This is a genomic window from Streptomyces sp. RG80 (genome assembly GCF_040446465.1).
In the GTDB taxonomy this organism is placed as follows: Bacteria; Actinomycetota; Actinomycetes; order Streptomycetales; family Streptomycetaceae; genus Streptomyces.
The window spans coordinates 342,327-357,980 of sequence record NZ_JBEAAJ010000001.1 but is presented as its reverse complement, the minus strand read 5'-3'; the positions used below and the strand labels follow the sequence as shown (position 1 = coordinate 357,980).

The 15,654-nt window shown below is 71.9% G+C and carries 13 protein-coding genes; 7 read left to right on the top strand and 6 right to left on the bottom strand.

The annotated features are described in order from the left end of the window. Positions 1–250 precede the first annotated feature (250 nt). Complete coding sequence (locus tag ABKA17_RS01700) at positions 251–2,026, top strand: acetyl/propionyl/methylcrotonyl-CoA carboxylase subunit alpha (protein WP_353689985.1); 1,776 nt, start codon at positions 251–253, stop codon at positions 2,024–2,026. 107 nt (positions 2,027–2,133) lie between these two features. Here ABKA17_RS01700 and ABKA17_RS01695 read toward each other — a convergent pair whose 3' ends face one another. After that, entirely contained in the window at positions 2,134–2,832 is a 699-nt protein-coding gene (locus ABKA17_RS01695) for a hypothetical protein (protein ID WP_353689984.1), read from the bottom strand. 163 nt (positions 2,833–2,995) lie between these two features. Then, on the bottom strand, positions 2,996–3,982 hold the full coding sequence (locus tag ABKA17_RS01690) for a helix-turn-helix transcriptional regulator (RefSeq protein WP_353689983.1): 987 nt from the start codon (positions 3,980–3,982) through the stop codon (positions 2,996–2,998). Between the two features lie 223 nt (positions 3,983–4,205). Between ABKA17_RS01690 and ABKA17_RS01685 the strand changes: the two genes are divergently transcribed. After that, positions 4,206–4,769, top strand: a complete 564-nt coding sequence (locus tag ABKA17_RS01685) for a TetR/AcrR family transcriptional regulator (RefSeq protein WP_502994141.1) — start codon at positions 4,206–4,208, stop codon at positions 4,767–4,769. 87 nt (positions 4,770–4,856) lie between these two features. Here ABKA17_RS01685 and ABKA17_RS01680 read toward each other — a convergent pair whose 3' ends face one another. Both ABKA17_RS01680 and ABKA17_RS01675 read right to left on the bottom strand, forming a co-directional pair. After that, complete coding sequence (locus ABKA17_RS01680) at positions 4,857–5,777, bottom strand: DeoR/GlpR family DNA-binding transcription regulator (protein ID WP_046261164.1); 921 nt, start codon at positions 5,775–5,777, stop codon at positions 4,857–4,859. A 214-nt stretch (positions 5,778–5,991) separates the two neighbouring features. Continuing rightward, positions 5,992–7,440: an NAD(P)H-quinone dehydrogenase gene (locus ABKA17_RS01675; RefSeq protein ID WP_353689981.1), complete on the bottom strand. Its 1,449-nt coding sequence runs from the start codon at positions 7,438–7,440 to the stop codon at positions 5,992–5,994. Positions 7,441–7,546: 106 nt separating this feature from the next. Between ABKA17_RS01675 and ABKA17_RS01670 the strand changes: the two genes are divergently transcribed. From ABKA17_RS01670 to ABKA17_RS01655, 4 genes are all read left to right on the top strand, one after another. Further along, a complete protein-coding gene (locus tag ABKA17_RS01670) occupies positions 7,547–7,984 on the top strand; it encodes a gamma-glutamylcyclotransferase family protein (RefSeq protein ID WP_353689980.1) in 438 nt (145 codons plus the stop codon). Positions 7,985–8,096: 112 nt separating this feature from the next. Further along, positions 8,097–8,921: a purine-nucleoside phosphorylase gene (locus ABKA17_RS01665; protein WP_353689979.1), complete on the top strand. Its 825-nt coding sequence runs from the start codon at positions 8,097–8,099 to the stop codon at positions 8,919–8,921. Positions 8,922–9,147: 226 nt separating this feature from the next. Further along, the gene (locus ABKA17_RS01660) at positions 9,148–10,779 is read left to right on the top strand and encodes a phospho-sugar mutase (RefSeq protein ID WP_353689978.1); all 1,632 of its coding nucleotides are present in this window, start codon (positions 9,148–9,150) and stop codon (positions 10,777–10,779) included. Positions 10,780–10,944: 165 nt separating this feature from the next. Further along, positions 10,945–12,129 carry a putative hexosyltransferase gene (locus tag ABKA17_RS01655; RefSeq protein ID WP_502994094.1) on the top strand — a complete coding sequence of 395 codons (1,185 nt, stop codon included), beginning with the start codon at positions 10,945–10,947 and terminating at the stop codon, positions 12,127–12,129. A 6-nt stretch (positions 12,130–12,135) separates the two neighbouring features. Here ABKA17_RS01655 and ABKA17_RS01650 read toward each other — a convergent pair whose 3' ends face one another. After that, the gene (locus ABKA17_RS01650) at positions 12,136–13,791 is read right to left on the bottom strand and encodes a hypothetical protein (RefSeq protein ID WP_353689977.1); all 1,656 of its coding nucleotides are present in this window, start codon (positions 13,789–13,791) and stop codon (positions 12,136–12,138) included. 116 nt (positions 13,792–13,907) lie between these two features. Further along, positions 13,908–14,576: a PH domain-containing protein gene (locus ABKA17_RS01645; RefSeq protein ID WP_353689976.1), complete on the bottom strand. Its 669-nt coding sequence runs from the start codon at positions 14,574–14,576 to the stop codon at positions 13,908–13,910. A gap of 107 nt (positions 14,577–14,683) precedes the next feature. Here ABKA17_RS01645 and deoC point away from each other — a divergent pair, with 107 nt between their 5' ends. Next, the gene (gene deoC / locus ABKA17_RS01640; protein ID WP_502994093.1) at positions 14,684–15,649 is read left to right on the top strand and encodes a deoxyribose-phosphate aldolase; all 966 of its coding nucleotides are present in this window, start codon (positions 14,684–14,686) and stop codon (positions 15,647–15,649) included. The last annotated feature ends 5 nt before the right edge of the window (positions 15,650–15,654 follow it).

The following is a 15,654-nucleotide window of genomic DNA, read 5'->3' as shown; positions in this document are numbered from 1 at the left end:
GTTGGGCCATTCGTAGGGACTCCACAAAGAAAGGGAGTGGTCCGCAGCACGCTCTCACAGAGACCTTGACCACAGAGGAGGGCTAGGGTTTCCGGGAGGAGTCCTGCGTACCGAGGTGCGACAAGGGATTTCGCGCGTCGAGCAAGCCTCGTCTCACGCTCCGTGTGGGCTAGCTCACCACCGGGGACGGGTCGAAGTGCCGTGTCGGCTGTCCCTAAACTCGGCTTGTTTCAAGGAGGGAGCCTCAATCGTGCGCAAGGTGCTCATCGCCAACCGTGGCGAAATCGCTGTCCGCGTGGCCCGGGCCTGCCGGGATGCCGGTATCGCCAGTGTGGCCGTGTACGCGGAACCGGACCGGGACGCTCTGCATGTCCGCGCCGCGGACGAGGCGTTCGCCCTGGGCGGTGACACCCCGGCGACGAGCTACCTGGACATCGAGAAGGTCCTGAACGCGGCGCGCGAGTCGGGCGCTGACGCCATCCACCCGGGGTACGGCTTCCTGTCGGAGAACGCCGAGTTCGCGCAGGCGGTCCTGGACGCGGACCTGATCTGGATCGGCCCGCCCCCGCAGGCCATCCGCGACCTGGGCGACAAGGTGGCCGCCCGGCACATCGCGCAGCGCGCGGGCGCCCCGCTGGTCGCCGGTACGCCCGACCCGGTCTCCGGCGCGGAGGAGGTCGTCGCCTTCGCCGAGGAGCACGGTCTGCCGATCGCCATCAAGGCCGCCTTCGGTGGCGGCGGTCGCGGTCTGAAGGTCGCCCGCACCCTCGAAGAGGTGCCCGAGCTCTACGACTCGGCGGTCCGTGAGGCCGTCGCCGCGTTCGGTCGCGGCGAGTGCTTCGTCGAGCGCTACCTGGACAAGCCGCGGCACGTGGAGACCCAGTGCCTGGCCGACCAGCACGGCAACGTGGTCGTCGTGTCCACGCGTGACTGCTCGCTCCAGCGCCGCCACCAGAAGCTGGTCGAGGAGGCCCCCGCGCCGTTCCTCTCCGAGGCCCAGGTCGCCGAGCTGTACTCCTCCTCGAAGGCCATCCTCAAGGAGGCCGGCTACGTCGGCGCTGGCACCGTGGAGTTCCTCGTCGGCATGGACGGCACGATCTCCTTCCTGGAGGTCAACACCCGTCTCCAGGTGGAGCACCCGGTGACCGAGGAGGTCGCCGGCATCGACCTGGTGCGCGAGATGTTCCGTATCGCCGACGGCGAGGAGCTCGGTTACGGCGACCCGGAGCTGCGCGGCCACTCCTTCGAGTTCCGCATCAACGGCGAGGACCCGGGCCGCAACTTCCTCCCGGCCCCCGGCACCGTCACCACCTTCGCCCCGCCGTCCGGCCCGGGTGTGCGCCTGGACGCCGGTGTCGAGTCCGGCTCGGTCATCGGCCCGGCGTGGGACTCCCTGCTGGCCAAGCTGATCGTCACCGGCGCCACCCGCGAGCAGGCCCTCCAGCGGGCCGCGCGCGCCCTGGAGGAGTTCCAGGTCGAGGGCATGGCCACGGCCATCCCGTTCCACCGCGCGGTCGTCAAGGACCCGGCGTTCGCCCCCGAACTCACCGGCAGCCAGGACCCCTTCACGGTCCACACCCGCTGGATCGAGACCGAGTTCGTCAACGAGATCAAGCCCTTCGCCGCCCCGGCCGACGCCGAGACGGACGAGGACGACAAGGACCGCGAGACGATCGTCGTCGAGGTCGGCGGCAAGCGCCTCGAGGTCTCCCTCCCGTCCTCCCTCGGCATGTCCCTGGCCCGCACGGGTCTGGCGGCGGGCGCCAAGCCCAAGCGCCGCGCGGCCAAGAAGTCCGGCCCCGTCGCCTCCGGCGACACCCTCGCCTCCCCGATGCAGGGCACGATCGTCAAGATCGCGGTCGAGGAGGGCCAGGAGGTCAAGGAGGGCGACCTGGTCGTCGTCCTGGAGGCCATGAAGATGGAGCAGCCGCTCAACGCGCACCGCTCCGGCACCGTCAAGGGCCTGTCCGCGGAGGTCGGCGCCTCGATCACCTCCGGCGCGGCCATCTGCGAGATCAAGGACTGAGGTCGCGGGTCTTCTCGTACGGCATCCCGGAGCGCCCGGCGGACTGGAGCAGTCAGTCCGCCGGGCGCTCCGTTCTCCCCGTCCCCCGAGACGGTGGTCTGCGGGCCCTACGAGGCGCGGACCCATCCGGTGCCGTCGCGGGCGATGACCAGCCCCGCCGCGCCGAACCCGACGGCCAGCATCACGAAGGACAGCACGGCGACCGGCATCAGCCCGGCGACGAAGCCGACCACGTTCAGCGGCATGGACAGGATCAGCACCCAGGCCGCCCACGCGGGAACGCTCCGCCCCCGCAGCAGGGCCACCCCGAGCAGGATCGCGCCGATGACGTGGGCGGCGACGAAGTACAGGGTCGGCACGGCGTTCACCGCCAGCTCGTAGGTGCCGTCGGTGACCCGCACCAGCGCCTGCTGACCGACACCCTTCTCCAGCCCGCCCAGCGTGACCTGGTCGAGGTTGGGGGTGGTGGCGATCGCCAGCAGCCCGGTACCGAACACGGCGGCGCCCCAGAGTCCCAGCTTCGGGGAGCGCGTCATCGCCAGCAGCCCCACCCCGACCGTGCCCGGCACCAGCAGGATCAGCCCCAACGCCCAGCCCCACTGGGAGAGCTGGACCATGCCCCGGTCGTCGGCGATGGCCGCGACCAGTTCCTTCGTCGAGTCGTCGGTCGCGTACGGCAGCGTCCCGACCGCGAGCGCCAGCATCAGCGGCCCGAGCAGCGCCGACAGGGCCAGCAGGACCCTGCCGACCCGTGGCCCCCGGGCCTCCTCGGCGGCGGTCGGTGCGTGTGGCGACGTCGTGGTCATGAGAGTCCCCCTTGGCGGCCTGCCCCCGTACGGAGCGCCTTCGTCCAGTGAAGCGAGGGGGCGTGACCGATGACCATCCGTCAATTGTGAGGGGTCGCGACATAGCGCCTTACATCGCCATATCGGCTCTCGGTCGGCACCTCCTCTCGGTCGGCATCGCTTCTCAGTCGGCGAGCAGCCCCAGGTCGCGCCCTCTGCGCAGCAGCGCCGCGGTGTGTCCCGCCTCCAACTTGCGGTGCAGAGAGGCGATGTAGCCCCGCACGGTGGTCGGCGACAGTCCCATCCGGCGGGCCGTCTCGGTCGCCGTCCGCCCGCCGTCGAGGTGGCGCAGGGTCCGGTGCTCCTGCTCGGTCACCCCGAACAGCCGGGCCACGGCGCGCCCTTGGGCGAGGTCCCGCAGCAGGAGCAGGGCGGGTAGTCCCGGGGTGGCCGGGGAAATGTGCCGCACCTCGACGTCACGGGCGGTGAAGTCGCCCACGCCGAGACGGGGATCGGCGCGCACGAGGGCCAGCAGTTGGCCGGCGACGGCGTTCAGCGGCTCGGGCCGGCCGCTCTCGCCGATGGCCGCGACACCGTGCCCCTGACCGCCGACCAGCTCGAGGGCGGCCGCACAGAGCGCGAGCAGCCGCTGCCGCTCGGCGAACCGCCGCTCCGCATCGGCGAGTTGGAGCTGGGCGAAGGCGAACAGATCACGGTCCCGTTCGGTGAAGTCGCCGCCCGCGCGGACCAGCGCGTAGCCCTCGACGGCCGCCCCGGCCGCACCTGCCGAGGCCACCAGGTGCCGGCGCAGCCCGAAGGGACGGAAGTCGAGGTTGTAGCAGTGGGTGCGCCGCCACTGGCGGTCCCCGGCGACATCGCTCACCCGCCAGGCCTCCGCCGTGGGTGTCTCCACCATGACGTCGGTCAGCGGGTGGTCCAGGGGATGGTCGTAGATCACCATCGGGTCCGTGTGGAAGGAGTCCACGGGCAGGGACAGGGCGGACACTCCGGTGCCGTCGAGCGAGAACCGGTACGCCTGTCCCGCGTCCGCGGGGATCAGTTCCATCAGCGCGGACAGGGCCCGCTCCCTCAGTTCCTGCGCGGAGGTGACCCCGTCCAGGTCGCCCGCGAGCATCAGCACGCGCCGCGCGTCCACACCGGCGATCTCCATAAGCACTCTCCCGGCGCTGCTCTCGCCATGAGAAGTCCTGAGATGTCGGGGGAAACCACAAGACGTACTCCCCCGAGAAGAAGGTACGGCCTGAGCGTGGCCCAGGGAGCCCGGCCGGGCGTCTTGCGATGGCATCCTGGAAGCACACGGGGGGCGCGAGAGAGGGCAGGTGGGAGCCATGGGCAACCGGGAGGCCACGGCGACACCAGCGCCGGCGCGGGTCATGCGCGCGGACGCCCGCCGTAACTACGAGCGCCTCCTCGCCGAGGCCCGCACGGCCTTCGCCGCCCACGGCGCCGAGGCGTCGCTGGAGGACGTGGCCCGCCGCGCGGGCGTGGGCATCGGCACCCTCTACCGCCACTTCCCCAACCGCGACGCGCTGTTGAGCGCGGTCTTCGAGGACGCGGTGGCGGACTTGCTGGCCCGCTCCCGCGAACTCCTGGCGGACCCGAACCCCTGCGCGGCCCTGGTGACCTGGCTCCGCGAGATGATCACGCAGGCGAGCGAGTACCGGGGCCTGGCAAGGGCGTTGATGTCCGTCGGCCACGACGCCGACTCGGCCCTGGCCAGATGCAGCGACCCCATCCGGGAAGCGGGCGGCGCCCTCCTGGCAAGAGCTCAGGAGGCGGGCACGGTACGCGAGGACGTGGCGATCGGCGACCTGCTCCAACTGACGCACGCGATCGCGCTGGCAGCGGAGGAGACGTCGAGCGATCCAGATCTGGCGGACAGACTGCTGACGCTGACGCTACGGGGCTTGAAACCCACCCAGGGCCAACGCACCTGAGGGGCGCAGGGAACTGCGCGACCAGCCACACCCAACCGGCACCCGCGCAGCAAACACGAACCCCCACGGCGAACAGGCGAAGAAACCCTACCGCCGCCGCATATCCGCAACCCGCGCCGCCCGCTGCTCCGCCCCCGCCGCCGGCTCACTCAGCACCGACGTCGCCCGAAGCCCCGCCCCGGCGGAGCCGGCCGGCACCCGTCGCGGCCCCGGGAGGGACACGTCCCGGCGAGGTTGGCGCGGGGGGACCGAATCACTCCCCGAACCCCCGGCGACAGCGATCTGCACACCCTGGTCGGCCAGTGCCTGCAACTCCGTGGCGGCACGGTCGTCATGGGCCGGCGGCTCGTCGGTCACCAGCCGCGTGATCACATCGGTCGGCACGGTCTGGAACATCGTGTCCGAACCGAGCTTGGTGTGATCGGCGAGGACGACGACCTCCGCGGCGGCCTGGACGAGCGCCCGGTCGACGGAGGCGGAGAGCATGTTGGACGTGGACAGTCCACGCTCGGCGGTGAGACCGCTGCCCGACAGGAAGGCCCGCGAGACCCGCAGCCCCTGGAGGGACTGCTCGGCGCCGGAGCCCACGAGGGCGTAGTTGGAACCGCGCAGCGTGCCGCCGGTCATCACGACTTCCACCCGGTTGGCATGGGCCAACGCCTGAGCCACCAAAAGGGAGTTGGTGACGACGGTCAGCCCGGGTACGCGAGCGAGCCGGCGGGCCAGCTCCTGTGTCGTCGTACCCGCCCCGACCACGATCGCTTCGCCTTCTTCGACGAAGTTCGCGGCGAGGTCGGCGATAGCCGTCTTCTCGGCGGTCGCGAGATGTGATTTCTGCGGAAAGCCGGACTCCCGCGTGAACCCGCCCGGCAATACCGCACCGCCATGCCGGCGGTCGAGGAGTCCTTCTGCCTCCAGTGCGCGCACGTCCCGCCGTACGGTCACTTCGGAGGTCTGGACGACGCGGGCGAGCTCACGGAGCGACACGGCCCCGTTGGCTCGCACCATTTCGAGGATCAATTGGCGACGTTCTGCAGCGAACACGAAACTGACAGTAACCCCAACGACCGTCTGCTTTCAGCAGTATGCGCCGAATAACAGAAGTTGTTCGCACAGAAGGGTCGGAAGTGGTATAGGGCCTACGCCCGCCGACTATGCCGTACGAATGGGCGACAACTCCCTGTGACCAGCGAGGAGTCGGTTTCGGCCGCCAGAACCCGTCCTAGCTCTCGCCCGTCTCCTTACGGGTGTGAAGCTGTCGGGCCACCTCGGCGATCGACCCCGAAAGGGACGGGTACACGGTGAAGGCGTTCGCGATCTGCTCGACGGTCAGGTTGTTGTCGACCGCGATCGAGATCGGATGGATCAGTTCCGAGGCGCGCGGCGAAACGACCACACCGCCGACCACGATGCCGGTACCCGGGCGGCAGAAGATCTTGACGAAGCCGTCGCGGATGCCCTGCATCTTCGCGCGCGGGTTGCGCAGCAGCGGGAGCTTCACGACCCGGGCGTCGATCTTGCCCGCGTCGACGTCCGCCTGCGTGTAGCCGACGGTGGCGATCTCGGGGTCGGTGAAGACGTTGGAGGAGACGGTCTTCAGGTTCAGCGGGGCCACCGCGTCGCCGAGGAAGTGGTACATGGCGATACGGCCCTGCATGGCGGCGACCGAGGCGAGGGCGAAGACACCGGTCACGTCACCGGCGGCGTACACGCCCGGGGCGGTCGTACGGGACACCTTGTCGGTCCAGATGTGCCCGGACTCGCGCACCCTGACGCCGGCCTCCTCCAGACCGAGGCCCGCGCTGTTGGGGATGGCGCCGACGGCCATGAGGCAGTGGGAGCCGGTGATGACACGGCCGTCGGAGAGGGTGACCTCGACGCGGTCGCCGACCCGCTTGGCGGCGGCGGCGCGGGAGCGGGCCATGACGTTCATGCCGCGGCGCCGGAAGACGTCCTCCAGGACGGCGGCGGCGTCCGGGTCCTCTCCGGGGAGGACGCGGTCACGGGACGAGACGAGGGTGACCTTGGAACCGAGCGCCTGATAGGCACCGGCGAACTCGGCGCCGGTCACACCCGAACCGACCACGATGAGCTCTTCCGGCAGCTCGGTGAGGTCGTAGACCTGCGTCCAGTTGAGGATGCGCTCGCCGTCGGGCTGGGCGTCGGGCACCTCGCGGGGGTGGCCGCCGGTCGCGAGGAGCACGGCGTCGGCGGTGAGGGTCTCCTCGGTGCCGTCGGCCGCGGTGACGACGACCTTGCGGGAGCCGTCGAGCGACTGCATGCCGTCGAGCCGGCCCCGGCCGCGCAGCACGCGGGCGCCGGCCCGGGTGACCGAGGCGGTGATGTCGTGGGACTGCGCGAGCGCGAGCCGCTTCACACGCCGGTTGACCTTCCCGAGGTCCACACCGACCACCCGGGCGGCCTGCTCCAGGGGAGGGGTGTCGTCGGCGACGATGATGCCGAGCTCTTCGTACGACGAGTCGAAGGTGGTCATCACCTCGGCCGTAGCGATAAGGGTCTTCGACGGCACGCAGTCGGTCAGCACCGACGCTCCGCCCAGACCGTCGCAGTCGACGACGGTCACCTCCGCGCCGAGCTGCGCCGCGACCAGCGCCGCTTCATATCCGCCGGGTCCGCCACCGATGATCACGATCCGAGTCACATGCTCCATTGTCCCGCACGCCCCCGGGTGCCACTGCCCGGGGGCCGCGGGACGGCCCATCTTGTTACCTGCGGGACCGGGGAGACGGGTGAGCCCGCTGCCGTACCCTCTCCCCATGTCGCTCTACGCCGCGTACGCCGGCAACCTCGACGCGCGGCTGATGACGCGCCGCGCACCGCACTCGCCGCTGCGCGCGACCGGCTGGCTGAACGGATGGCGGCTGACCTTCGGCGGCGAGCAGATGGGCTGGGAGGGCGCCCTCGCGACCCTCGTCGAGGACCCCGAGTCCCAGGTCTTCGTCGCGCTGTACGACATCGCGCCGCTGGACGAGGAGTCGATGGACCGCTGGGAGGGCGTCGGCCTCGGCATCTACCGCCGGATGCGGATCCGCGTCCACACCCTGGAGACCGAGGAGTCGGCGTGGGTCTACGTCCTCGACGCCTACGAGGGCGGCCTGCCGTCGGCGCGGTACCTGGGGGAGATCGCGGACGCCGCGGAGTCGGCGGGCGCGCCGCACGACTATGTGATGGAGCTGCGCAAGCGCCCCTGCTGACGCCGCCCGACGCCCGCGTCACACCGTTCGTTGGAAACGACAAGGCAACGATCGACATCCCGTTCGCTCTGTCATCTACGCGCGTAGGCGGAAACCGGCTACGCTCATCCGCGTGAACGCATCTCTTCTTCCGGACGACATCCAGGGCGACCCGCACGCCGCCGCCGACGCCGCCGCCTCGCGCCTGCGCGAACTGACCGGCGCCGAGACCCACGACGTCGCCCTCGTGATGGGCTCCGGCTGGGCGCCGGCCGTGGACGCCCTCGGCGCTCCCGACGCCGAGTTCCAGGTCACCGAGCTGCCCGGTTTCCCGCCGCCGGCGGTGGAGGGCCACGGCGGCAAGATCCGCTCGTACAAGAACGGTGAGAAGCGGGTCCTGGTCTTCCTGGGCCGCACGCACTACTACGAGGGCCGTGGCGTGGCCGCCGTCGCGCACGGCGTCCGTACGGCGGTCGCGGCCGGCTGCAAGACGATCGTGCTGACGAACGGCTGCGGTGGTCTGCGCGAGGGCATGCGTCCCGGCCAGCCGGTCCTGATCAGCGACCACATCAACCTCACGGCGACGTCCCCGATCATCGGCGCGAACTTCGTCGACCTGACGGACCTGTACTCCCCCCGGCTGCGCGCCCTGTGCAAGGAGATCGACCCCACGCTGGAGGAGGGTGTCTACGCCCAGTTCCCCGGCCCGCACTACGAGACGCCGGCCGAGATCCGGATGGCTCGCGTGATCGGGGCGGACCTCGTGGGCATGTCGACGGTGCTCGAGGCGATCGCGGCGCGTGAGGCGGGTGCGGAGGTGCTGGGCATCTCGCTGGTGACGAACCTTGCGGCGGGTATGACCGGTGAGCCGTTGAACCACGAAGAGGTGCTCCAGGCGGGCCGCGACTCGGCGACCCAGATGGGCGCGCTGCTGGCCCAGGTACTGGGCCGGCTGTAGCCGACGGGACTTTTTCTCGCCCCCGCCGCCCCTACCCGTCCCATCCCGGGGGCTGCGCCCCCGGACCCCCGCTTCGGCCCAAGCTCAGCCCCTCCGGCGTTTGAGGAGCGGGGGTCCAGGGGGCAGAGCCCCCTGGGGATGGGAACGGGTAAGGGCGGCGGGGGCGAAAACCTCACCGCCGTAGCCACGACGCACCGCACACCCAGAACGAGAGGTTGGACCGACCGTGCACGACGATCTCATCGCACGAGCCAAGACCTGGCTGGCCGAGGACCCCGACGCGGAGACCCGTGACGAACTCGCCAAGCTCATCGAGGCCGGAGACGTCACCGAACTCGCCGCCCGTTTCAGCGGCACGCTCCAGTTCGGCACGGCGGGCCTGAGGGGCGAGCTCGGTGCCGGCCCGATGCGGATGAACCGCACCGTCGTGATCCGCGCCGCCGCCGGCCTCGCCGCGTACCTCAAGGCCAAGGGCGAGACGGGCGGCCTCGTCGTCATCGGCTACGACGCCCGGTACAAGTCCGCCGACTTCGCGAGGGACACCGCGGCGGTCATGACGGGCGCCGGTCTCCGCGCCGCCGTCCTCCCCCACCCGCTCCCCACCCCCGTCCTGGCGTACGCCATAAGGCACCTCGGCGCGGTCGCCGGCGTGGAGGTCACCGCCAGCCACAACCCGCCGCGCGACAACGGCTACAAGGTCTACCTCGGCGACGGCTCCCAGATCGTGCCGCCCGCCGACGCGGAGATCGCCGCCGAGATCGACGCGATCGCGAGCCTGAACGACGTCCCCCGCCCGGAGTCCGGCTGGGAGACCCTCGACGACGCGGTCCTCGACGCCTATCTCGCCCGCACGGACGCGGTCCTCGCACAGGGCTCCCCGCGCACCGCCCGCACCGTCTACACGGCGATGCACGGCGTCGGCAAGGACGTCCTCCTCGCCGCCTTCGCCCGCGCGGGCTTCCCGGAGCCGGTCCTCGTCGCCGAGCAGGCCGAGCCCGACCCGGACTTCCCGACCGTCGCCTTCCCCAACCCGGAAGAGCCCGGCGCGATGGACCTCGCCTTCGCCCGGGCCCGCGAGACCGACCCCGACCTGATCATCGCCAACGACCCGGACGCCGACCGCTGTGCCGTGGCCGTCAAGGACGGTGCCGAGTGGCGCATGCTCCGGGGCGACGAGGTCGGCGCGCTCCTCGCCGCGCACCTCGTCCGGCGCGGCGCGCAGGGCGTCTTCGCCGAGTCGATCGTCTCCTCCTCCCTCCTCGGCCGGATCGCCGAGAAGGCGAACCTCCCGTACGAGGAGACCCTCACCGGCTTCAAGTGGATCGCCCGCGTCGAGGGCCTGCGCTACGGCTACGAGGAGGCCCTCGGCTACTGCGTCGACCCCGACGGCGTACGGGACAAGGACGGCATCACCGCCGCCCTCCTGATCACCGAGCTGGCGTCGGAGCTGAAAGAGGCGGGCCGCACGCTGCTCGACCTCCTCGACGACCTCGCCGTGGAGCACGGGCTGCACGCCACCGACCAGCTGTCGGTCCGGGTGGAGGACCTCTCGGTCATCGCCGACGCCATGCGGCGCCTGCGCGAGCAGCCCCCGACCGAGCTGGCGGGCCTGGCGATCGCCAAGGCCGAGGACCTCACCCAGGGCACCGACAAGCTGCCGCCCACCGACGGTCTGCGGTACACCCTCGACGGCGCCCGCGTCATCGTCCGGCCCAGCGGCACCGAGCCCAAGCTCAAGTGCTACCTGGAGGTCGTGGTCCCGGTCCCCGCGCTCACCGACCTGCCCGCGGCCCGCGCGAAGGCGACGGAACTGCTGACGGCGATCAAGCGGGACCTGTCGGCGGCGGCCGGTATCTGACCACGCCGTTTCGGCGTCCGACCCACCCCGTTGGGGTGCCCCCACCCGACCGGGGGCACCCCAACGGGTGATTTAGCGGCGCTGGTTGACGTGCGCTCCACGTCCCGGCGCCCACCCCGGGAAACGGTTGACGGACATCCGTCCGCCGAGCCCCGGAGCCGCCCCGTGTCCTCGACCGCCCCCGAAACCGTCCCCGGCGGCAGCATCCCGGGCAGCCAGCGACCCGAGACCACGCCGCGCCGCCGCCCCGCCGTCGTCGTCGCCCTGCGCCGCGCGGCCCCGGCGCTGGGCGCCTTCGTCGCCGTACGCCTCGCGGGTCTGCTGTTCCTCGCGGTGTGGGCCCATCACCAGGACCACGGGCTCTGGCCGATCCTGGCGCGGCAGTGGGACTCGAAGTGGTACCTCGGGATCGCGGACCACGGCTACGCCCGGGACATCGGCCCGAAGGGAAGCAACCTGGCGTTCTTCCCGCTCTACCCGGTCCTGGTCAAGGCGGTCGCGGCCGTCACCCCCGGCACCCGTGCCACCACCGGCCTGTGCCTCGCCGTCGTCGCCTCCTTCGTCGCGGCCTGGGGTGTCTTCGCGGTGGGCGACCGACTGCACGGCCGCCGGGTCGGGATCCTGCTCACCACCCTGTGGGCGGCGTTCCCGGTCGGCCTGGTGCAGTGGATGGGCTACACCGAGTCCCTGTTCACGGCGTGCGCGGCCTGGTCGTTGTACGCCGTGCTCAAACGGAACTGGCTGTGGGCGGCCACCCTGGCGGTGCTCGCGGGCCTGACCCGCCCGACCGGCGTCGCGGTGGCCGCCGCGGTCACCGTGGCGGCACTGCTCTCCCTGCGCCGCGGCTTCTGCGCAAGGGCGCTCGTGGCCGCCCTGCTCGCCCCGCTCGGCTGGTGCGGGTTCATCGCCTGGGTGGGGCTGCGGGTGGGCCGCTGGGACGGCTACTTCGCCGAACAGCGGCTGTGGAGCAACGAGATGGACGGCGGTCTGCGCACCCTGCGCGAGATCCGCCAGCTGCTGGTGCGGGACTCGACACCGCATCTGTTCCTGGTGCTGGTGACGCTGGTGCTGATCACCTCGGTGGCCCTCTTCGCGCTGTCGGTGCGCGACCGCCAGCCGCTCCCGCTGCTGGTCTTCACGGGAGTCCTGCTGGTCATCGTCCTGACCAGCGGCGGCGTCTACTTCCCGCGCGCCCGCTACCTCCTCCCGGCCTTCCCGCTCCTGCTCCCCCTCGCCCTGCGCCTTTCCCACGCCGCCCGCCGGCACCGCATCCTGGTCCTGACGGCGGCGGTGGCGGGCTCGGTGTACTGGGGCGCGCACATGGCCCTGGTGTGGCCGGGGGCACCGTGACGCCCGCTACGGCAGCAGCACCAGCCCGGCCGCGAAGACCAGCGTCAGGGCCACGGCGAGGGGCCACAGCGGGCGCCCCCGCTCCCGCTCGCCCGCCGCGACGGTGGGCCGCAGCGCCGGGTCCTGCCACATCGCGGTGATCTCGGCGGCGGTGCGCTCGTAGGGGTGGGTCCAGCCCCGCCGTAGCTCCAGCTTCGCCCAGCGGACGCCGTACATCGTCCAGGTGGGGAAGCCGGCCCGGCGGCTGTCGATCTTCAGCTCGGTGCCCTTGCAGCGGACGAGGCGCACGTCGTCCCAGGCGAGGTGGCGGACGCGGCGCAAGCCGTTGAACCACAGGCCCTCGCTGTCGGCGGTGACGGTCCAGGCGAGCCGCTCGGGGAGCAGCAGGGCGCCGCCCAGCGCCACGACGCCGATGAGGACGTACCGCCAGAACCAGCCGGACTCGTTCATGACGACCGGGACGTACCACAGGACCACCACGACCGCGACGAGCCGGTCCATCCACCCCGCGCGCCACCGTCGCACGGCCCCCGAGCCGAGCTCGGCGGCCGCCGCCTCGGCAGCGAGCCGGCCCAGTTCCTGGTACGCCGCCTTACGGGTCCCCGCGCGCTTCTCGCCCTCGATCCGGCCCTGTCGGAACCGGTCGGACAGCGGCCGTACGGGCCCCTGGGACCGCTCGATCAGCGGCGGCTCGCCGGGCTTCTCGTCGGCGCTGACGAGGAGGATCTCGGCGCCGTCGTAGGGGGTGCCGTACAGGACGGCCTCGCGCAGGGGGCCGGGTTCCTCGTCGTCGATCCGGTCGAGGGCCTCGCGCATCTCCGCCTCGGCGGCCTCCTCGTCGAAGTCGTCGTCGTCCGCCTCCTCGAAGAAGGGCTCGCCCTCGTCGTCCGGCTCCGACACCGAGACGGTGAACAGGGGGCGCAGCGCGCCGAGGTCGTCGGCCGCGTAGACCTCGGCGTCCACCTCCGCGTTCTCCCGGACGAGCACCCGCAGGACCGGGACGGGCGCGCCGCGCAGAGCGGCGGCTCGGCGGCGGCCGAGGAGGCCGGAGAGTACGGCGGTGAGGCCGAGCCCCACCGCGTAGCCGCTCACCGCCTCCAGCGCCCGGCTCCCCACGCTCGTGACCGCCACGGCTCCGGCCGCCGTCGTGGCCAGCCCGAACCAGACGAGGAGCGTGCCCCGCCGGAACGTCTTGCCCTGGTCGGGGAGTACGGCCGTCGCCCCGCCGGCCGCGGCCAGGGCGGCCGCCCGCTGCCGTCCGCGCGCGACGAGCCGCAGCACGGCGGTCACCCAGATCAGCAGCAGGATGGCGAGCAGGGGCACGCTCACCGCCCACGGCGCCGGCTGCTGGAGCGGGACCACGAAGAGCAGCAGCGGCACCGAGACCCGTACGACCTCGGGCCGTACCACCAACCAGATCGCGTGCAGCGCGACGGCGGCCGCGGCCCAGGGGCTCAGATCGGCGAACCGGGCGAGGGCGCCGGAGCCGGCCAGTCCGGCCAGCGTCACCCCGGCCAGGACGCCCATGCCTAGGCGCATCGGCACCCATCGTGCGGGCAGGGCCTGGGTCCACCGCCGGGTCTGTTCCCCGTCCCAGGGGAGGCAACCGTCGGGTATCGCGGAGGCGGGCAGCGGCAGCGGCCGCTGAGGGATCGTGCTCATTGTCTTCCAGACACTCGGACCACAGGTGTGGTTGCAGTCCTCGGGTCCTGGTTCGGGGCGGCACGCCGAGGTGGAGGCCGCATCATCGCCCCGGAGGCTGTGAAAGGACAGGCGCCTCAGCCCGTTGCGATCAAGATCACCAGCAGTACCGCCCCCGCGACGGCCGGCGCGAAGATCTCGTACGCCCAGCGCACGGTCACCTCGCCCTGCGCGCTCTGCGCCGCGCCCCGTGTCTCCAGGAGGTCGCGCAGGTCGTCCATGATCTTGTCGCCCTCGGCCCGGGCAGGTCCGGCGTCCGGGGCGGGCGCGGCGCCGCCGCCTCCGAAGCCGAGCCGCAGCCCGGGGCCGCCCCCGCGTTCGGCGCGGGCGTCCTTGCGCGCGGCCTTCTTGCGGGCGCGCAGCGAGACCGGAACGGCCCAGAGCTGGAACTTGGTGCCGGACTCGGCGACGACCTCGTTGGAGTAACCGGACCGCAGCGCGGCGACCTGACCCCAGGGCAGCACGATCACCCGGAACGGGTTGCGGACGCGCAGCCGGTCCTCGCCCGCGTAGACGGCCGGCCGGACCGTGAAGGCGACGATCAGCGGGATCGCGAAGATCATCGCGGCGAGCGCCAGCCACGGGGTGCGGTCCTCGCCCTGGACCAGGGCGTCGATGCCGAGCCAGAGGGAGATGGCGAGCAGCAGGACACCTGCGGCGATACCGCCGGGCGACCGGTAGATCCGGTCCTTGGACTGGGGTGCCGGGGGCTGCGGCGCTGGTGACTCGTGGTCCGGGGTCGTCATGGTCCCGATTCTCCACGACACCGCCGGCGGCGCTCATGTGCGGCCTCGCCCTCGAAGACGAGCATCCGGGGGTGTACAGCCGCTACGCGCGTAGATATGCTCGGCTGGTGACCATGCCCACCACTGCATCTCCCGCACACCCGCTTACGGATGTCACCGCGTCCGACAGCACGCTGCGTCGCTTCCTCCACGGGCTGCCCGGCGTCGACGCGGTCGGCCTGGAGGCGCGCGCCGCCTCCCTCGGCACCCGTTCCATCAAGACGACCGCCAAGGCGTTCGCCATCGACCTCGCCATCTCGATGGTCGACCTGACGACGCTGGAAGGCGCGGACACCCCGGGCAAGGTCCGGGCGCTCGGCGCCAAGGCGGTCCATCCCGACCCGACCGACCGTACGACCCCGGCGACGGCCGCGGTCTGCGTCTATCCCGACATGGTGACCGCCGCCAAGGAGGCCGTCGCCGGCTCCTCGGTGAAGGTCGCCTCGGTCGCCACCGCCTTCCCGGCGGGACGTGCCGCGCTCGCGGTGAAGCTCGCCGACGTGCGCGACGCCGTCGCCGCGGGCGCCGACGAGATCGACATGGTCATCGACCGCGGGGCGTTCCTCGCGGGCCACTACATGAAGGTGTACGACGAGATCACCGCCGTGAAGGAGGCTTGCGGGACCAGCGCCCGCCTCAAGGTCATCTTCGAGACCGGCGAGCTCTCGACGTACGACAACATCCGGCGTGCGAGCTGGCTCGGCATGCTGGCCGGCGCCGACTTCATCAAGACGTCGACCGGCAAGGTGGCGGTGAACGCGACCCCCGCGAACACCCTGCTCATGCTGGAGGCCGTGCGCGACTTCCGGGCCCAGACCGGCGTCCAGATCGGTGTGAAGCCGGCCGGCGGCATCCGCACCACCAAGGACGCGATCAAGTTCCTGGTCCTGGTCAACGAGACCGCGGGCGAGGACTGGCTGGACAACCACTGGTTCCGCTTCGGCGCCTCCTCGCTCCTGAACGACCTGCTGATGCAGCGTCAGAAGCTGGCCACCGGCCGTTACTCCGGCCCCGACTACGTGACGGTGGACTGATCCAC